At 67.5% G+C, this 16,729-nt stretch carries 21 protein-coding genes; 1 reads left to right on the top strand and 20 read right to left on the bottom strand.

Features of this window, described 5'->3' with window-relative positions; all coding sequences use genetic code 11:
- Positions 1-15 precede the first annotated feature (15 nt).
- Positions 16-411 (top strand): DUF2513 domain-containing protein, encoded by a 396-nt coding sequence (locus INQ48_14040; GenBank protein QRF60263.1) that lies wholly within the window; start codon positions 16-18, stop codon positions 409-411.
- 12 nt (positions 412-423) lie between these two features.
- Here the strand turns inward: INQ48_14040 and INQ48_14035 are convergent, their stop codons facing one another.
- The 20 genes from INQ48_14035 to INQ48_13940 form a co-directional block, all read right to left on the bottom strand.
- A complete protein-coding gene (locus INQ48_14035) occupies positions 424-936 on the bottom strand; it encodes a hypothetical protein (protein QRF60262.1) in 513 nt (170 codons plus the stop codon).
- Between the two features lie 13 nt (positions 937-949).
- Positions 950-1,525: a lysozyme gene (locus tag INQ48_14030; GenBank protein ID QRF60261.1), complete on the bottom strand. Its 576-nt coding sequence runs from the start codon at positions 1,523-1,525 to the stop codon at positions 950-952.
- On the bottom strand, positions 1,515-1,907 hold the full coding sequence (locus tag INQ48_14025; protein QRF60260.1) for a hypothetical protein: 393 nt from the start codon (positions 1,905-1,907) through the stop codon (positions 1,515-1,517). The genes INQ48_14030 and INQ48_14025 overlap by 11 nt, the downstream gene beginning before the upstream one ends.
- Positions 1,904-2,302, bottom strand: a complete 399-nt coding sequence (locus INQ48_14020) for a hypothetical protein (protein QRF60259.1) — start codon at positions 2,300-2,302, stop codon at positions 1,904-1,906. Before INQ48_14020 ends, INQ48_14025 begins: the two co-directional genes overlap by 4 nt.
- Positions 2,302-2,637 carry a hypothetical protein gene (locus tag INQ48_14015; GenBank protein QRF60258.1) on the bottom strand — a complete coding sequence of 112 codons (336 nt, stop codon included), beginning with the start codon at positions 2,635-2,637 and terminating at the stop codon, positions 2,302-2,304. Before INQ48_14015 ends, INQ48_14020 begins: the two co-directional genes overlap by 1 nt.
- A gap of 9 nt (positions 2,638-2,646) precedes the next feature.
- Positions 2,647-3,921, bottom strand: coding sequence for a hypothetical protein (locus INQ48_14010; GenBank protein ID QRF60257.1), 1,275 nt, complete (start codon positions 3,919-3,921; stop codon positions 2,647-2,649).
- A gap of 3 nt (positions 3,922-3,924) precedes the next feature.
- Complete coding sequence (locus INQ48_14005) at positions 3,925-4,329, bottom strand: hypothetical protein (GenBank protein QRF60256.1); 405 nt, start codon at positions 4,327-4,329, stop codon at positions 3,925-3,927.
- 66 nt (positions 4,330-4,395) lie between these two features.
- Entirely contained in the window at positions 4,396-5,430 is a 1,035-nt protein-coding gene (locus INQ48_14000) for a hypothetical protein (protein QRF60255.1), read from the bottom strand.
- Positions 5,427-7,250, bottom strand: a complete 1,824-nt coding sequence (locus tag INQ48_13995) for a hypothetical protein (protein QRF60254.1) — start codon at positions 7,248-7,250, stop codon at positions 5,427-5,429. Before INQ48_13995 ends, INQ48_14000 begins: the two co-directional genes overlap by 4 nt.
- 8 nt (positions 7,251-7,258) lie before the next feature.
- Entirely contained in the window at positions 7,259-8,797 is a 1,539-nt protein-coding gene (locus tag INQ48_13990) for a hypothetical protein (GenBank protein QRF60253.1), read from the bottom strand.
- A complete protein-coding gene (locus INQ48_13985; protein ID QRF60252.1) occupies positions 8,794-9,528 on the bottom strand; it encodes a hypothetical protein in 735 nt (244 codons plus the stop codon). The genes INQ48_13990 and INQ48_13985 overlap by 4 nt, the downstream gene beginning before the upstream one ends.
- 2 nt (positions 9,529-9,530) lie before the next feature.
- Positions 9,531-9,965 carry a hypothetical protein gene (locus INQ48_13980; GenBank protein ID QRF60251.1) on the bottom strand — a complete coding sequence of 145 codons (435 nt, stop codon included), beginning with the start codon at positions 9,963-9,965 and terminating at the stop codon, positions 9,531-9,533.
- A gap of 10 nt (positions 9,966-9,975) precedes the next feature.
- Positions 9,976-10,476, bottom strand: coding sequence for a hypothetical protein (locus tag INQ48_13975; protein ID QRF60250.1), 501 nt, complete (start codon positions 10,474-10,476; stop codon positions 9,976-9,978).
- Positions 10,473-11,717, bottom strand: coding sequence for a hypothetical protein (locus INQ48_13970; GenBank protein ID QRF60249.1), 1,245 nt, complete (start codon positions 11,715-11,717; stop codon positions 10,473-10,475). The genes INQ48_13975 and INQ48_13970 overlap by 4 nt, the downstream gene beginning before the upstream one ends.
- A gap of 50 nt (positions 11,718-11,767) precedes the next feature.
- Positions 11,768-12,469, bottom strand: a complete 702-nt coding sequence (locus INQ48_13965; protein QRF60248.1) for a hypothetical protein — start codon at positions 12,467-12,469, stop codon at positions 11,768-11,770.
- 3 nt (positions 12,470-12,472) lie between these two features.
- Positions 12,473-12,850 carry a hypothetical protein gene (locus tag INQ48_13960; GenBank protein ID QRF60247.1) on the bottom strand — a complete coding sequence of 126 codons (378 nt, stop codon included), beginning with the start codon at positions 12,848-12,850 and terminating at the stop codon, positions 12,473-12,475.
- Positions 12,851-12,872: 22 nt separating this feature from the next.
- Positions 12,873-13,670, bottom strand: coding sequence for a hypothetical protein (locus INQ48_13955; GenBank protein ID QRF60246.1), 798 nt, complete (start codon positions 13,668-13,670; stop codon positions 12,873-12,875).
- A gap of 70 nt (positions 13,671-13,740) precedes the next feature.
- Entirely contained in the window at positions 13,741-14,214 is a 474-nt protein-coding gene (locus INQ48_13950; protein ID QRF60245.1) for a hypothetical protein, read from the bottom strand.
- Positions 14,215-14,278: 64 nt separating this feature from the next.
- Complete coding sequence (locus INQ48_13945; GenBank protein QRF60244.1) at positions 14,279-15,559, bottom strand: N4-gp56 family major capsid protein; 1,281 nt, start codon at positions 15,557-15,559, stop codon at positions 14,279-14,281.
- Positions 15,560-15,585: 26 nt separating this feature from the next.
- Complete coding sequence (locus tag INQ48_13940; protein QRF60243.1) at positions 15,586-16,680, bottom strand: hypothetical protein; 1,095 nt, start codon at positions 16,678-16,680, stop codon at positions 15,586-15,588.
- Positions 16,681-16,729 lie beyond the last annotated feature (49 nt).

Genomic DNA, 16,729 nt, shown 5'->3' with positions numbered 1-16,729 from the left:
GGAACGAGGAACGTCATGAAGCTCGATTGGGATCTAGTCCGAGATGTTTTGACCGAGATCGAGGAGATGTCCGCTCTGCAGAAAAATGAAGCCAGCTTCGAAGCCGACTACGACGGAGAGACAGCCGCAGATGTCCGGGCGCGCCATGTTCTCTTGCTCGGCGAAGCCGGTTTCGTGAAGGGCATTCGCGCCGACGACAGCGACAGAGATCGATTGATGCTGCCAGACTTGACGTGGGAAGGTCACCAGTTGTTGGCAACCATCCGCTCGCAGAGCGTCTGGGAAAGGCTGAAGAAGACCGCCAAGGATAAAGGCCTGGCGCTGTCCTTCGACCTTGTGAAGATCGGCGGCAAGCTGGCGCTGGAGCAGATCCTCAAAGGCGGCTCTTCGGACACCACGCTTTCCGCGTAGCCGCGTCAGCGCTCAGTCCACGACCCGGGTTCGGCACGACGCATAGGCCGCGCTCATCGTTTCGATCTCGGTCAGGGCGTCTGCAAGGCGTCGAGCACCAGCTTCCGAAAGTAGCCCACTGGCCGCGGTGGCGTCTCCTGCACCAGTTTCGGCGGCGGTGGCGGCACCACCTGGGGCGCCTCCACCACCGCCCCCGGCATCGCGGGCGCAGTCGCGCACCCGGACAACGACAGGAGCGCTGCGCTGGCGGCGATCGTCAGCAGCGATTTTTGTGACAGCAGTTGCATCGGTCTTCTCCTGCGCCTGGTGGCGCTTATCGAGTGCGGCTTGCTTGGCATCGCGTTCCTTGGTGCGCTGCTCGAGCAGCTGCGCGGCGGCGCGGTTCGTAGCCACCACCGCTGCGTTCTGAACCTGCAGCGCCAAGCCCGCCGTCTTGGCCTGCCCGCGGTAGTGCCAGGTCGACAGGCCCAGCACGCCGGCCAGCGCCACCAGTGCGAGCAGCAGGTAGTTGCGCAGGTCGGGCATCTGTCGCCTCCGCCTATGAGAACTTGCGCAGCGCAGTCGCGATGGCCTCGCGCGCCGCAGTGCCCAGGAACACCAGTCGCTCGGCCTCTCGCCTGCGATCCAGCCCCTTGCTGCGTTCGCCGCCGGCCATATTCCAGCGCGAGAACTCTGTGGCCGCTCCGGCACGATCGCCGGCATTGAGCTTGCGCACCAGCGTAGACTTGCCGAGCGCACCTACGCCCGCGTTGTAGAAGATCGAGACCAGGGCGTCGAACTCGTTCTGAGCCAGCGCCACGCGCACGGCCGCACGCACCCCGGGCTCGAACTCCGTCGACATGCGCCGCGCGAAGCGCTGGTCAGCCTGCTCGGCGGTGATCACGAGGCCGGGCACGACGTCGGGCCCTGTGTCGCCCCAGCCAATAGTCCACGGCGCGCCGCTGAATTGGGCGAACTTCGCCGGCACAGCCTGCAGTGAGTAGGGATCGATGCTGTCGCCCGTCAGCGCCTTGAAGAGTGGCGAGTGCGGGTCGGGATAGGCTCGCAGCTTCAGCTTCTCGAAGTAGTGGCAGAGGTAGGTTCCCTCCGCGCCCAGGTGCAGCTCAGCGGCCATGGCGAATCCTCCGTGCAAGCTCGACGAGCTTCTTCCGAGCCTCCCGCAGCAACTCGCGCCCCCGCGACCAGGCCTGCGCCGCGGCGCCCATCACCCAGTGGTCTGCGCTGAGCGCTGGCTTCGGCGCGCCCTCTCGCCACTGGTAGCCATCGCTCCACAGGATGAACAACACCCACAGCACGTAGAGGATCGACACCGCCGTGGGCCACTGCGAGAACAGGATCGGAGAGAACCCGTTGGCAGCCGACATCACCAGCAGGCCGATGTACTGGGCTTTTACCCGCATCAGCACACCGTGCATCTTCCCGAGCCGGCAGACGCAGATGCCGCCTACGAGGCCGTTGGCTGCGAAGTGCAGCAGGATCAGGAGGTCATAATTCATGGCTTGGAGCCCTTGTTCGCCCAGTTGCGGATGAAGGTCTTCACGGCATCGACCAGCACGTTGGCGATGTCCTTCCAGCGGTCGGCGGTGTAGGCGAGCGCCACTGCCAGCGGCATGAAGAACCACTGCGCCTCCCACGTGTCCTTGTAGCTGGCCACCAGGGACGCGATCGGCACTGTGAGCACCAGCGACGCGAAGGTCGCGCCGAGGAAGAAGAAGAACGAGGCCGAGCGGCCGGTCGACGGGCGATTCGCCAGCCGGATCGCCGCGCCCGCGATCGCTGCGAGCAAGATCAGCGAGTAGGGGCCGACCACAGCAGCCAACTTCGCCGACATCAGCAGTCCGGCTGCGACGCGCGCGACCTCGATGGGGTCCAGGCTTGGCTTCTCGTCCATCACCGCTCCACGATCTTGAGGAACACGGACCGATCGTCGATCCGCGCAGGGTTGTTGTTGGTCGTGATGCGGCACGTGACTCGCAGCTTGTTGGGGCCGCTGACTGGCTTCACGCCGCCGGAGAGCCACACCGTCGCGGTCGTGCCGTCGAAGCCGAAGTCGACAACGGTGAGCGAGGGATCAACGACGAACTCGACGGACGCGATGGTGTCGCCACCGTTGAGCGCGAGCCAAGCTGACCAGTCGAAGGCGTAGTCGAGGACCGCGTTCGGATCCTTCTCGATCACGAGGTCGCCCCGGTCGAGCACGTAGGTGGTGGGCTTCTGGGTGGCCATGGAGGTCTCTCAGTCGGTGAAGGCCGCGGCGCGGCGCTCGCCGACGATCGCGACGCGGCGGGATTCGGGCACGGCTCGGATGCTGCGGTCCTCGGCGATCACGCGCACCGTGCGCTCGTTGCGCTCGACGGCATAGGCGTGACGCACGCGCGCGACCTGCAGCACGCCGGCCAGCAGCTGCGCGCCCACCATGCGGCTGATGGTGTTGGACACGGTGCCTGTGGCGACCTGCGAGACGATGGCCAGGGTCTGCGCGGCGTGTGCACTGGCGATCGCGATGGCCGTGGCCGCTCCCACTGCTGCGTCCAGCGTCTGCGCGGCAGCGACGCGCGCACCCGCCGCGGCGGCCGCGCCCTGACTTACGCCGTCTAGCGCCTGCCCAGCGCTCGCGCGGGCAATCGCGGCCGCCGCGGCGAGCTGCGCGGCGGCCTCGAGCGTCTGCGCGCCAGAGAACGATCCCGACGCGCCGGTGACCACGCCTGTAGCTGCCTGCGCTACGCCGGCCAGCGTCTGAGCGGCCGAGGTCTTCGCCTGCACGGAAGCGACTGCACCCTGCGCTACACCAGCCAAGGTCTGCGTGGCAACCAGCTTCGCCAGCTCGGCAGCGGTGGCCGCCTGGGCTACGGTGGCGAGCGCCTGCACGGCGGTGAAGGAGGCTGTGCCTGCCGCAGCAACGGTGGCCGTCGCCGCTTGCGATACACCAGCGAGTGTCTGTGCGCCAGCAATGGCAGCAGACGGCGCGTCTGCCGTCAGCGCCTGGAACCCGCTCGGAGGCGTGTACGTGAACGAAGACGAAGCGAACTTGCCGGTGTAGGCGAAGGTCGAGGTGTCGCCGTACACATCCCCGACTGCTGGGGAGACGGCCGCTGTGCTCGTATTCGGGTACGCCGTTTCGACGAGCGTACCGTTCTTATAGACGCGAAATTCGCGCGCATTCGTGGGCTGACCGCTGACGAGGTCGTCAAGGTTGAGGGCGAAGCCAAGCACGTTGCCGGCCACCCACTTCACTCCGGGGGACGACCAGGACGTGTTGCCGCCCGACAGCCAGTAGTACGGGGACAAAGTGCCGGAACCGGTGTTCTGGGTAACGAACGCAAGTCCCACCGTGCCGTAGTCGGCTTGACTCTGAGTGCCGACCAGAATTTCCCAATACCACTTGCCCGACGTCTTCGAGCTGTTGGTGAGCACACTGTCGGCTTGCGACGACGTGGCGGTCAGGTCCCCGCCGCTCAGCGTTACCCCCGCACCCTTGCGCGAAGCGCTGAAAGTGACGGGATCGGCCATGGCTTAGGCGTTGCCCTCGGTGATGGTCCAGCCGGTGATCTGTACGGTCTGGCCGCTCGCGATCACGGCGTTGTCGACGGTCAGGTCGCCACCGCCGCCCGTGGCGGTCACGCTGCCTTGAATGTGCGTGGTGGTGCCCGCGCTGTCCTTGATGCGGTAGTGGCCGGCCGTACCGGCGGCACCAGCCGTGGCGGACAACGGCACGCCGCTGAAGGTCAGCACGCCGCTCGCCTGGGTCGACCAATCGGAAGGCAGCGTGAACTCCGCGAGCAGCGTGCCGCTGTCGGCCGCCGCGCAATTGGCAGGCTGCGCGCCGGTGCGAATCTGGATCTTCGGCGTCGTACCGATGGTGGTTTCGATTGCGGCGCTGCGCGCGTTGCGCAGCGTTGCGCCCATCTGGATGGTCATGGGAGGCTCCTTGGATGCCGGCATCGTGCCGACGCAAGAGCTTCCGCGCGAACCCTACGGGGGGTGTCAGACTTGCGAGGAATCGCTCCCGCTGATGCTCGCGCCCGCGCTGATGCCATTGAGCGACGCGGCTGCGACTTGGGTGGTCGTCGTCAAAGCCGCGATCGCGGCCTGCACCCGGTCACCGAGAGTCAGGTTCTTCGATCGCAGGTTCGCTTCGTTGCCGGCCTGCTTGAGCTGCGCATCGGCGATCGCCAAGCGCACGCGCGGCTCGAGCGCCGCGCTCTCGGCCTGGTAGAGCGCAACCAGGTTGCGCGCGAGATCGCTGCGCACACTGACCATGGCCGTGGCCAAGCTCGAGGCAACCTGATTGCCCTGCAACAGCGTGGTGATGAAGCTGCTCGCGCTGGCGATCGCGCGCATCCAGACGTCGAGCGCCTGCTGCACGGCCAGCCGCGCGTTCTCCAGCTCGGCGCGAAAGGCCTCGATGCTGATGTCGCGGCTCTGCTCGGCGAGCTTGTCCCGCGTGTCCTGGCGGATCAGCTGCACTTGGTGCACGAGCGCTCCTGGAGGCAGTGGGAAGCCGCGGTTGGCGAAGCTCTGGATGGCGTCGTTCTCGGCGCGCAGCGCCTCCGTCTGCAGGCGCGCGCGCCCACGCTCCCACAGCTGCTGCTCCACAGCGATGTTGATCCCGCTGCCGCCCGTGGTGAGCGCGCGATTGATCCAGCTGACCGCGGCATCGAAGTAGGAACGGTCCGGAAAGTAGGTCTGCAGGTAGTCGACGAAGCCCTGCGTGATTTCGTCGTGGATCTCGTCGCGAGCGTCGTCGAAGATAGCTTTCGCGTCGGCCGGGTTGTTGTCCGGCAGCACCGGCTTCAGCGGCGGCACGTAGCTGGTGTCCAAGTCCACCAGCGGGATCTGTGGAGCGGGATCGGTCAACGCGATCGCGTCATCGGCACGTTCGGACGAAGCGTTCAGCAACGTCACCGCGTTGCGCCACTTGCCATTGATGACCTGGGAAACTACGACCGGCGCGCCGGCACCGCCGCCACTCGGGTCTGGGATCGAGACAAGGTCTCCAGGATTGATGGGGTTGGTCATGCCTTGGTCCTTCGCGTGAGGTCTGCGACGATGAATTCGATGTGGTCGATCTCGAAGTCCGCGCCGTCCTGGTTGTAGAAGACGGGGGTGATGTAGTTCGCCTTGAGGCCCTTTCCGGGCTTGAAGCGGTGCTGCTTGAGCTCGGCGGAATGGCTCATCGCCTCGTAGCTGAAGGCGCCGGCTGGCCCCGCGACCTTCAGCAGCATCGGCGCTTCGGACGCGACGCCCAGGTAGACCTCTGCAACGGTCTTCTCTTGGCTGTTCCCGAAGTCGAGCTTCCCCGGGCAGATGGCAGCCTGGATCGGCACGCCAGCGTCGTTGTCGCCCTCGAGCAGGAACAGGCCGCCCAGCTTCGCGCCGTAGTAGCGGCCGCCGATGCATGCGAAGCTGTTGAATCCATAGTTGGCGTAGGTCGTACTGCCGTTTCCGTCGAGGTTCACGACGTGCACCTCGAGGTCCGCGCCGGGCGTGCTCAGCGCAACATCGAAGAGGAAGCCCTCACGGATATCGGCAAGGTCCACGCCGCCAGCGATGTTCAGTGGCACGTCGAAGCCGAATGCATCGCGCATGTCGACGACGACCACGCCGAGACCGGTCATGGGAATGTCGACCACGAAGGCGTCGCGCGCGTCCGCCAGGTTGACGCCGAAGGCCTCCATGCGCACGCCGAAGGCGATGCCGTCGAGCATGTAGCGCAGGGTCTGCGAGGACTCTGCACCGAGCGTGCCAACCGCCGCCGCGGCGAGTCCGATCACCTGGCCGCCCGGATGGTCCGACAGGAAGCCGCTGGCCGCCCTCACCTGCCCCGCGCTGGTGAAGACCTGGCCGGACACCACGTTCATCGCGCCCGAGGCCGGCGGCATGGAGCCGATCACCTTGTTGTTGGACACGACCACCGGCGTGCCGCCGTACATCGCGCCCTGTAGCGCCGGCAACACGCCCGCGATCTGCGCGAAGTCAATACTGGCCAGGAAGCCGGTCGCCGCAGGCGTGCTGGCGCGGATTCCGTTGCCGACGCTCAGGGAGCCCGCGACCGCAGGCATGTAGGTGACGAACTGAGAGGCGGTCACACTTTCACTGAGAAGCCCGCGCGCCGGCGGCAAGACACCCGCGACGCCGCCCGAACGGTACACGCCGATCGCGGGCTCGTCGACGTTGTCGCCCGCGCTGAACAGCGTAGCCGCCATGAACAGGTCGGCGCCGGGCGGCACAGCAGAGAGCTGCGTGCCGATCACGTTGCCGTTCTTCAGGAAGACGGCCAGGCCCCCGGCGGCGACGTCCATCCGGATCGTGTCGCTGGACAGGTAGCTCGCCAACGGCGCACCAGTCAGCGTCTTGATGACGCCGCCAGTGAAGAGTAGCCCGTTCAGGATGTGGCCGTAGCCCGCGGGCGGCGCGCCGGCTTCGCGGGTGACCCCGACTACCGCGCCCATTACGCCTTGGGGCACCTTGTAGCTGATGCGCGCGCCGCCGCGCGCCGCTGCGATCGAGTGCGCGAAGGAGGTCCAGCCCTGCGGCGGCACGTCGACAGCGAAAGCTGGCGAACCAATCACCTCGGCGCTGGCCGGATGGAAGACCTGCACCGTGTAGGTGTAGGGGATCAGCGGCGACTGGTTGACGGGGTAGTTCGGGTCCCAGATCGTGCTTGTGCGGTTCGTCACCGGGTCGGTCGTGGTCACCCAGGCGCCGCGCGTGGTGTTCGGCGGCCCGATGCGCACGCCGGTGCGCGTCTCAGAGCTCCAGTACGCCGGCCGCGCCGGCTGGTACGGGACCTCGGGCACCGTGTAGCTGTAGCCGTTTCTGATGAGTTGGTTCGTCATGGAGATCCTCAGAGCACAGGCGGCGCGATGCGGCTGTCCGACGCCCACGGCGTGCCTGGCGTGCCGCCGGCCGGCTGCCCGTTGCGGCGCAGGAACGTCAGCGCGGCGAAGTGCTGCAGCTGGAACGTCCCGACCTCCGGCGCCGGCGCGTCCGCGCGGTCTGTAAGCAACGCGCGGCGCCGCCACGAGGCACCGCGGTCGCGCGACTCATACAGCGAGTGCGCGCCGTCGTACATCGGCGCGACCAGCACGCCCGGCGCAATCGCCGTGACCACGCCCATGCGGTAGTTCGGCTGCGGGCCTGGCGGCATCATCTGCACGCTGACGCCATCGGGCGTGAACAGCATCACCGGCGGCTCGTTCTGGATGTTGGTGTAGACCGAGGCCAACGGTCGCGTCACAACCACCGCTCCGCCGGCAACGCCCACGCACCCGCCGCTCCAGAACGCGAGCGCGGCGTTCACCTCGCCATCGAACAGCGTGAGCGTGCCGAACAGCGTGCGTGCGCTCGCGTTGATGATGCCCAGCTTCACCTTCGCCCGCAGCACGAAGTCGACGCCAGGATTGGGCGCGTAGGGCACTACAGCGTAGGCCAACGCGCGACCGGCGCTCAGCGGCGCCGCGTACAGGCCGCAGGCGTTCACCGCGGTGTTGAACATGCTGGCGTAGGCGGCGATGGGCAGCGGCTGGACGGTGTCGAAGAACTCGGAGAACAGCTCATGGGACGCGCCCTCGGCCCATGTCGCGCCGCCATCGCTCGAGAACTGGAAGGTCAGGCCTGGGCACGCGGCGGCGTCGACGCTTGAGCCCGAGTAGTGCGGCCGCAGGTAGGCGCCCATCATCACGTACTGCCCGGGCGACACGCGATGCACCGTCGGGAAGCTCGCGAGCTGGTTGGGCAGGTGCAGCGTGCCACCGAGCTCCCGGCCGTCACCGTCATCGCGCAGGAAGGCGTGGTAGTGCTGCCCTGCCTCGGTCAGACCTTGGTAGGCGTAGGCCGATTGGAAGCGCCGCGCGCCGGTCGGCCCGTAGACCTCGCCCGGCACGAAGGTGAACTGCGTCCCGTACCCGAAAGGCGCGAAGGCCAAGAAGTCGTAGAACGGCACGAAGCGCCGCCCGTTGCGCGTGCGGTAGGTCTGCAGCTTGTAGGCGTTGCAGGGCTTGCCGTCGAAGTCCGTTGCCGTGCCCAGCAGCGCTGCTGTGGTGTCCAGGCCCAGCCCGAGGCCGTAGTAGCGGATGCGCTCGACCTCGACCAGGCCCTCGTCGGAAACGAAGGTGCCGCGATCGGTGAAGCGGCCGCGCGCGCTGGCCGAGCCGACCACGCGCTTCTCTTCGCCGATCATGCCGATGCTGTAGAACCCATCCTCGAGCACGGCGTCGCGGGTCACCTCCAGGAAGTCGCCGCGTTTGTGCGCGACGACCTGGCCGCCGGTCGCCGGGTCGAAGCGACGCTTCTTCAGGAAGGGCACGGGCGACGATGAATCCAGGAACTGCGCATCCATCCCGCCCTGCCCGCTGAAGCCATCGCGGAATTTGACCGGCTTCATGCGACCTCGCGCGTGTTGACGAAGTTCGTCCAGAAGTCGGGTGGCGGACCCGGAGGCGTGGGGCCGTCGGTGCCCATGTCGACGCCAAAGGCTTCGGACAGGAACACGGATCCCGGCTGTCCGTCGAAGTCCCAGTCAATGCGCACGCCCCAGTCGGTCAGCAGCCCGTCCGTGCTCGCGAAGGCATTGGCAGGCATGTTGATGATGAGCACCCCGTCGATCAGCAGCGAGGCCTCCAACGCGCTCGGGTCAACCAGCAGCTTGAACACGTGAAAGCTATCGATGACGTAGCTGTCCGAACTGCCGTGGCGCTGGGTCTGGTTCGTGTTGACGCCTGCCAGGCTCTCAACACCCACCGTGTTGTTGAATGTTAGGTGGCCACCGAAGTTCTCTACGAACGTCGTGAACTCGACGATGCCCGGACCCAACGTGGTGTCGGGCCCGCTCAGGCGGTAGAGGCGCAGGCGCAGCTGACCGTCGCCGGAAGCAAAGCGCGAGGCCACGGTCGCCTCGATTTTGCTTTCCTCCCCCGTCAGCTCGAACTCGAGCCGACTGCGGATGTAGGGGATGCCACCCGAGGCACCTGGCACCGCGTGGCCTCCCCCGTCGAGCTTGGCGCGCGCGTCCGAGAACCGGTCGAGCCACAGCGGCCCGACCGTGAGGTCTGGGGTGTGGCTCGACAGGAGCGTGTCGACCGCTCCTGCGAACAGGTCCTCGAAGATCAGCGCCACGTTCAGCCGCTCGGCAGAGCCGTGGTGTAGAAGTCGACCGCCTGCGGTGCGCCGCTCACCAGCGCAACGCTGGTCAGGACGCCATCGGTCCCGCCGGTGCCCAGCGTGCCCTGGATGCGACGCTGCGTGGTCGACAGCGTGCCGTCATCGCTCGCCAGCACGTGACGGAAGAACGTTGCGGTGCCGGTGGCGACGTTGGTGCCGCTCCAGGTCTCGCCGGGAGCCTTGGCCAACACGCCGCCCGCGGCAGAGGCGTCGTAGTTGATGCCCGCGCCACCGTTCTTGACCACGCACAGCAGCGTGGCGCCGCCGAGCGCCGCATCGGCGGTGTCGGGGACTGTCCCGGCGTAGATGCGGATCTCGCCACCGGCCAGCGCAGCCTTGAGCGCGCCGGTGTCGAGCATGTAGTTGCGCAGGCCGGTCGAGAGCTTGAGCATGTTGGTCCTTTCAGGGAGTGGGGGTTGCGGTCGGGCCGGCGAAGACCTGCAGCTTCGAGCCACTGGCCTGCACCTTCGGAGAAGCGAAGCGCACGACGCTCAGCAGAACGCCCGCGGTGCTGCCCTTGGCGGAGGCGGACACCATGAAGGCGCCCATCACGGTCTTGTCGGCAGTGAAGACGAATTCCGACAGGCTCGCGGCGTTGCTTACCGAGCCACCGGAGACGGCGCCTTCATCGAACTCCTTGCGCGCGCCGGTATAGGCAGTGCACTCGGTTGCGACGCTGGAGATCGTCGCCGCGGTCTCGCTGCCAGTGGGCGTGTAGTCGCCCTCGAAGAGGCCGATGTACCAAGTCGGCACCTGGGTGACGCTCTTGAAGGCCAAGCCGAGCAGGAAGTTCAGGCCTTCCATGGGCACGCGGTTCAGCCGGGGCGGGTCGTCGGCGAGCAGCCGGCCATCCGGGCTCCACGAAAGCGCGCGGTACAGCACGCCTGCTTGAGGGTGGTTCATGGGTCAAGATCCTTGACGATGGTTTCGACGGCGAAGAAGCCCTGCGCCGCGCCCAGGGGCCGCGCCGGCTCCTGCCGCGCGCAGAGGATGTGGTTGGCGCCGTCTTGTTCCCGGAACAGCGTTGCGCCAGCACGCGCGCGCCCGAACTTCAGCGCGTGCTCCTGAACGTTGTTCGCCGCGCCGTCGGGCGTGCCGATCACGAGGCCGCGCGGCGACAGCCAGAAGGCCTGCTGCGTGCCCTGGCCGTCCGGCGTACGCACGGAGCCGCCCGAGCCCTGCAGGCCGCCGTAGGGCAGCACGACCGCGGGCGCCGTATCGAGCAGGCCGCCGGCCAGCCAGTAGGTGCGGTCCGCGCACACGAAGACTCCGGTTTCGCAGGGCTCCACAACGGTGATGGGGGCCGGGAACGGGATGTAGCCTTGCGACGGCGAGAACAGCCCATACAGGAACGGCTCCGACTTGAACAGCAGGTTGCCGGCCGCGACCAACAGCGAGCCCTTGTAGTGCCGCACGGTCGAGCCCGCCGGCATGTCCGCCAGCAGCAGCGTGCGCAGCATGGCCCCGCTGTTGGCCAGCGTCACGATGTCGCCGTCCGTAGCGATCGCGTTGAAAACCGAGCCGTTGGGCCCGGTCATGTAGACGATGGTGCTCGGGCCGAGGCCAGTGATGCGCAGCCCGCCCGAATCCGGCAGCGTGATCGCGACTGGGGGCGTGGAGCCGGACTCGCCCAGCGGCCCGATCTCGGTAAACGCTACTTGGTACCGACCAGCGGACAGCGCGCCTGCGATCGCCGAGACCGACGGCACGACCTGCGGCCGCAGTGTCGCGAGCGGTAGCGCAGCAGCTGCGCGCAGTCGGCCGATGCGCTGGCCGTTTGACCACACAACATCACCATCGGGCATGCGGGTGTAACTGATCGGCGCCAGCTCGGGCAGGCCGGACAGCACGGTCGTGGCAGCCAGCTCGTCGCCAACCGGCTCCAGGCGCAGGAGGTCGCTCCCGAATGCACAGTAGCCCTCGGCGTCATCGCCCCAGACCGAATGCGTTGCCGCGCCGGCGCGCGCCAACGCTATGCCGCGGCGACGTTTGAGGTAGCCGCGGCCAGTGATGTCGATGTTCTCGCCCGCGGACAAGAAGGTCGCCCGCGATCGATCGGCCAGCGTGCGGCCGAGCTGCGTCGGCTGAAGCCGATTGTTCAGCCCGGGAGCGAAGGTGCCGAGATCGACGGTGCGCATTGCCATGCCGGGCAGTGTTCCCGGCAGACAATGACCCGTCGAACCCTAATGGGTGGTCACCACCAGGAGGTGTTGTGGTGCGGCTGGTCAGCCTGCTGATCCTTACGAAGATCAGCGTCCGGCCGCGGCCCGAAGTACTGCTCGAATGCGGCAAGCGCGGTTGCCGCCTTCTCGGGATTGAAGACTTCGCTGTCAGGCTTGCTGTATGCCCGGTGTAGCACCCAGTGCACAAGAAAGCGATGATGCACCGCACCGATCTCGGGTGTCGTGCTCTCGGGATCGCTGTCCGCGGTGATCGGCGCCAGCGGCGTGCGGTAGCCCTCAAGGCGCAGCGTGTAAGCGCGATCGACGATGCCGGGGAGCATCACACGGGTGTCGTCCTGCACGATGGTCTTGGGCCTCCGACGCTCATCACGCCAGCCCGGGCAGCTCTGGTCGAGCGCGTCCCGCTTGGTGATGTAGAGGTCCTCGAGGAATCGGCCGGTGCTCGCATTCAGCAGCCGTGCCCGGGAAATCTCGAACATGCGCGAGTCGAGAGGGTATGAGCTCTGACCGGCCACCACATTGATGCTCACGATCGAAAGCGTGTAGTCATCGAAGAGAAGCCGCTTTCGGATGGCCGCCTCCTCCTCCGCCTCGCCGAACCAGCGCGCCAGATCCGTGTCCTTCCAAAGCGCGTCTGCGTCACCGCCACCAACGCTGTTCGACTGGTCGTCAGCGTCGACCCGGAACGATTCGATGAGTTCGGCGAGGTTCATGGCTCAGCCCTTCGCGGCGTCGTGCAACTGCTGCTTGAGCGCGTAGCCCATCAGCGGCCAGATCTTCTGCACCGCATTCGCCCGCGCGATCCTCCGGCCGATCTCGGCGTCGAAGTTCTCCGGACTGGCGCACGCGCTCTCACCCGTGACGGTGAAACCGTTGCGCAGCACCAGTACGCAGAAGGTCAGCAGCCCCAACTCTTCGTGCTGATCGCCAGCGCCGGCGAGGTGGCCGCGCCGCTCCAGGCGGGCACCCTCGGCTCCGTTTGCTGCCGTGAAATAGTAGGTGCCGGTGATGGCGGCCTCGATGTCGGATGGCGTGACGCGCGGGGCGGTCTTCCCAGCCGCCAGGATGGCGTTCTCAATGGAGTCGGTGCTCATTGGCATTCCTTTCGGTGGCTGATTAGTTCGCGCCGTAGCGGTCGATCAGCTGGATGACGTGCGAGCGGGTGTCCGTCAGCGACAGGCGACCGTCGACCTTCACCCGGTAGTGGGTTTGCGCGAATTCCTTCAGCGCGGCTTTGTCCATGTTCTGCACCTGGTCGCGCAGCGCCTGGGATGCCTCGTCGGGCGTCTCGCCCGCCTTGACGGGCTGCACGACCGCGCCGGCCACGACGGGATCGCTGAGTTCGACCTCCTCGAAGACGTCGCGGTGGCGCAGAAGCCGGCGGCCGAGCGCGGCGGACACCGGCTTGACCTGGCCCTGCGCCCACGTGCCGGAGCCGTACAGCGTGTCGTCGTGGGTCTCCCGACGGCCGATGTAGCGCACGCCCTGCGCCGGTACGGACTGCCCTGCGGGAATGGGTGGGTGGAATGCCGGGGGCGAAACATTGCCTTCGACAGGCGGCTCGGCCGCAGCGACACCGGCCAGGGCGTGCACGACGCCGCGAAACAGGTAGTCCTTGGCCTTCTGTTCGGGCGGCAGCTCCTCGTAGGGCACCATGCAGGGGTGCTCCTTCTTCTCGGTGTCCTTGACCTCGCCGTAGACCCAGCCGTCGGCAAGCTTGGCCTCGTACCAGTTCAGGTGACTGGCCTCGGGCGACGCATCGGGATTCTTGAGGTGCATGTCGACGCCGGCCAGCGCGCTCTCGCGCTGCCACTGCGGCGCGTCGGCCCAGGCCGGCTGGCTGGTGTCGCCCAGCGAGGCGCAGTAGGCGCGGTTCACCTCGTGGGCCACCTGCGCGATCTGTTCTCGGTTCATCGGTATCTCCTGCGGAAGTAAAAAGGGGCGGACCGAAGCCCGCCCCGGAACGGGCCCTCGACGAAAGGGGTTACAGCGGACCGCGGTCCTCACCGTCGACGTAGAAGTCGGCGCGGCCGACCGAGGCGTGCGCCGCGACCTGGTTGGTCCAGATCAGGTAGGCGTCCTTCGGCAGCGTGACCGGCTTGTTCGCCAGCGCCATGCGCGTGCGGCCGGTCGCCGCGGCATTGAGGTCGGCGAAGAAGTAGTCGGCGTCCTGCGGCACCGCAGCATCGTCGACGCCGTCCACGTACTCGAAGCCGAGGTCACCGGTGATGGTGGCCGTGAAGGCGTCCGAGATGATGGCGATGGCGTCGTCGAGGCGAAAGCCCTGCGGCAGGATGCCGAGGCGCACCTTGTCGGTGGCGCCGATCGCGGCCGTGCTGTCGCTGTTGACGACTGCGCCGGCGGCGTTGGTCTCGAGCACGAAGTGGTGCGTGGTCTTGTTGCCGTAGGGCGTGCCGCCGAACTGCGTCGACGAGAACTTGCGGGAGATGGTTGCCATGTTGAGGCTCCTGATTCGTTTGGTGGAAAGTGTCAGGAGGGCCGGCCGCAGCCGGCCCCACTGATCACTGGCCGGCGATGGCGACCGCGGTGTCGATCGCGATCACGCCGTTGTCGGTCGGCTGGTAGCTGTCGCCGTAGTTCACGTCGAAGCGCACCTTGCTCTTGCCGCCGACGGAGCCGATCAGCACTTCCAGCTTGTCGCCGTGGTCGAGCTCCTTCTCGCTCCAGAAGAACGGGTTGCCGGAGCGGCTGTTCTTGCCCCAGGCCTCGGCCAGCGCCTGGCCGCCGAGCAGGATGGCGCGATCGACCGCGAACGCGGTTCCGAAGCTCGCCGGTACCACATCGGTGGTCGTCTCGGTTTCGTCGGTGAGGCTCGCGCACCAGCGCAGCACGTTGCCCGCGTAGAAGCGGATCGGCTTGGGCATCTTCACGAGCAGCACGTTCGCCCAGAGGCCGGCATCGCCCACGAACAGCGGGTTGTTCTTCGCCTGCTGGGCCCGGGCCATGGCCGAGGCCTGCAGCTGGCGGAAGTTGCCCGACTTCACGAAGGACATGTGCTGCTCGGCGGAGACCAGCAGCACGCGCAGCGGCGCGTCGTCGGCCATCGAGTCGCCCTCGAACTTGACGGGCGGGGGCGGCAGCGGGATCGACGAGATCACCGTCGCGATGGCATCGACCACGTCCATGTTCATCACGTCCGTGGTCGCGATCGAGATCTCGTTGCCCGAGGCCTTGATCTGCTCGATACCGGTGCCGGTCGACATGAAGTGGCGGTTTCGCGTGGGCGCCTTCACCGGGTTCACCATGATCTCGGGGAAGTCCGGATCGGTCTCGAGCGGCACTGCCCACTCGATGTTGCTGTGGTAGCCGCGGGCGCCGGCCAGGTGCACCAGCGTGCGCTGGTCTTCCAGGCGAAGCATGTAGCCCTGCCCGGCCGCGCGCGCGAGTTGGCGCAGTTGGTGGGGCGTGCGCTGCTGCGTCATCGTGTCGCCAGCCGAGATCGGTTTGCGCGACTGGTTGATCCGCAGCTTGTCCTGTTGAAGGTCCAGGCGCTCGCCGCGGCCCTCGGCCATGCGGCCGCCCATGATCGGCTTGCCGCCGATCGGGTTCACAAGGTCGAAGGTGACTTCGTCACCGGCGACCTTGGTCAGGTCCATGCATCGCACGATCGGCATGTCGGTGCTGGACTGCACCCGCAGCTTGCTTTCGGCGTCGGCCTGCGTGGGCATCTGGCCGGTGAGCCGGTTGATCTGCGTGAGGCGCTGCATGGTGGCAGCGAAGAGGCCGACCGACTGCGCCTTGAGCGCGAGCGGCGAGCCGTACGGGATGTTGGTTTTCGACATTCAAGACTCCGTGTGGCGGGGTGTGGTCAAACCAGCCGACGCATCAGGGCTTCGATCTGCGCGGGCGTCTTGCCCTCGAACTTGGCCATGAGGTCCAGCGGGCTCATCTCGGCCATCGCTTCCGCTTCGTCGTGGACCGCCTGCGAGCCGGCCGGAACATCCGTCAGGCTGGTGGGCGTCTTCGGCTTGACGGTGGCGATGACCTGGTCGGCCTTCTTCTGCGGGTCCACGGCCGGGGCAGGTGCCGCGGCGGGGGCAGGCGCCGGCGCGGGCGCGGTGGCGGGTCGAGCAGCCTTGTAGGCATCCAGCATCTCGATCACATCTGCAGCGGTCCCCTTCTCGAGCACGGCTTCGTACGTACGACGCACGATCGACGGTTGCGCGGTGAGCCATTGCTGGTACTCGGCGCTCTCGACGACGGAATCCGTGTCGGGGTGCTTGCTGTAGATGGCGCGGAAGTGCGCTTCGGCGGCAGTCTCGGCGGCCTGCTTCCTGACCGGCTCGAGCTCAGCAGCGACTTCGGACTTGAACTTGCCCAGGGCATCCGCCACGAGCTGGTTCACGCCCTTCCTCACCGCCTCGTCCGAGTAATCGCCGAACGGCGCCTCGGGCGCCGCCGGCGCAGCGGCCGGCGCCGGCGCCGGCGCAGCGGCGGGAGCTTTCGCCCTCGCCAGCTGGTCGCGCAGCTCCGCCGCCTGGCGCTCCGCCTCGTCGGCGCGCGCTTTCTCCGCCTTCGCTTCTTCCCGAGCGCTCACCAGTTTCTGGTACGGGATGGTGTGCTTGCCATCCTTTGCCAGGATCACCTGCTCCGACTCCGCTGCGGCCGGAGCTGCAGCGGGTGCCGGGGCAGGCGTGGGTGCCGGAGCATCTGCGGGCGGTGCCGCCGGCGCGGAGGCCGGTGCGCCCGCTGCAGACGCGGGTGCTGGTGCAGCCGGTGCTGCCGCGGGGGTGTCGTCGGGGTTCGCTGCGTCGGCGCCGGCGGTGGGCGCGCCGGTTTCCGCAGCCGGTGGTGCTGCGGTTTCGCCCTCGAGGCCGCCCGTCAGGAGGCGCGCCATCGCTTCGTCGCTCACGTTGCCGTCGGCATCCGCGTGCTGTTCCAGTAGCTGCTCGATGTTTGCCATGTGTTCCAGTTCCTTGCCACATCTCGCCGTGGCCGCCAAAGGTCTTGGT

It is taken from the genome of Variovorax paradoxus (assembly GCA_016806145.1).
In the GTDB taxonomy this organism is placed as follows: domain Bacteria; phylum Pseudomonadota; class Gammaproteobacteria; order Burkholderiales; family Burkholderiaceae_C; genus Variovorax.
The sequence above is the reverse complement of the archived record's forward strand: the minus strand, read 5'-3'. Positions and strand labels throughout refer to the sequence as shown.

What these genes read in the sequence shown, in the direction of transcription:
- INQ48_13960 (QRF60247.1), bottom strand. Translation starts at nt 12,850, where the DNA reads ATGAGCACCGACTCCATTGAGAACGCCATCCTGGCGGCTGGGAAGACC.
- INQ48_14020 (QRF60259.1), bottom strand. Translation starts at nt 2,302, where the DNA reads ATGGACGAGAAGCCAAGCCTGGACCCCATCGAGGTCGCGCGCGTCGCA.
- INQ48_13995 (QRF60254.1), bottom strand. Translation starts at nt 7,250, where the DNA reads ATGACGAACCAACTCATCAGAAACGGCTACAGCTACACGGTGCCCGAG.
- INQ48_14035 (QRF60262.1), bottom strand. Translation starts at nt 936, where the DNA reads ATGCCCGACCTGCGCAACTACCTGCTGCTCGCACTGGTGGCGCTGGCC.
- INQ48_14010 (QRF60257.1), bottom strand. Translation starts at nt 3,921, where the DNA reads ATGGCCGATCCCGTCACTTTCAGCGCTTCGCGCAAGGGTGCGGGGGTA.
- INQ48_13950 (QRF60245.1), bottom strand. Translation starts at nt 14,214, where the DNA reads ATGGCAACCATCTCCCGCAAGTTCTCGTCGACGCAGTTCGGCGGCACG.
- INQ48_14005 (QRF60256.1), bottom strand. Translation starts at nt 4,329, where the DNA reads ATGACCATCCAGATGGGCGCAACGCTGCGCAACGCGCGCAGCGCCGCA.
- INQ48_14015 (QRF60258.1), bottom strand. Translation starts at nt 2,637, where the DNA reads ATGGCCACCCAGAAGCCCACCACCTACGTGCTCGACCGGGGCGACCTC.
- INQ48_13945 (QRF60244.1), bottom strand. Translation starts at nt 15,559, where the DNA reads ATGTCGAAAACCAACATCCCGTACGGCTCGCCGCTCGCGCTCAAGGCG.
- INQ48_13965 (QRF60248.1), bottom strand. Translation starts at nt 12,469, where the DNA reads ATGAACCTCGCCGAACTCATCGAATCGTTCCGGGTCGACGCTGACGAC.
- INQ48_13975 (QRF60250.1), bottom strand. Translation starts at nt 10,476, where the DNA reads ATGAACCACCCTCAAGCAGGCGTGCTGTACCGCGCGCTTTCGTGGAGC.
- INQ48_13980 (QRF60251.1), bottom strand. Translation starts at nt 9,965, where the DNA reads ATGCTCAAGCTCTCGACCGGCCTGCGCAACTACATGCTCGACACCGGC.
- INQ48_14025 (QRF60260.1), bottom strand. Translation starts at nt 1,907, where the DNA reads ATGAATTATGACCTCCTGATCCTGCTGCACTTCGCAGCCAACGGCCTC.
- INQ48_13940 (QRF60243.1), bottom strand. Translation starts at nt 16,680, where the DNA reads ATGGCAAACATCGAGCAGCTACTGGAACAGCACGCGGATGCCGACGGC.
- INQ48_13970 (QRF60249.1), bottom strand. Translation starts at nt 11,717, where the DNA reads ATGGCAATGCGCACCGTCGATCTCGGCACCTTCGCTCCCGGGCTGAAC.
- INQ48_14030 (QRF60261.1), bottom strand. Translation starts at nt 1,525, where the DNA reads ATGGCCGCTGAGCTGCACCTGGGCGCGGAGGGAACCTACCTCTGCCAC.
- INQ48_13955 (QRF60246.1), bottom strand. Translation starts at nt 13,670, where the DNA reads ATGAACCGAGAACAGATCGCGCAGGTGGCCCACGAGGTGAACCGCGCC.
- INQ48_14000 (QRF60255.1), bottom strand. Translation starts at nt 5,430, where the DNA reads ATGACCAACCCCATCAATCCTGGAGACCTTGTCTCGATCCCAGACCCG.
- INQ48_14040 (QRF60263.1), top strand. Translation starts at nt 16, where the DNA reads ATGAAGCTCGATTGGGATCTAGTCCGAGATGTTTTGACCGAGATCGAG.
- INQ48_13990 (QRF60253.1), bottom strand. Translation starts at nt 8,797, where the DNA reads ATGAAGCCGGTCAAATTCCGCGATGGCTTCAGCGGGCAGGGCGGGATG.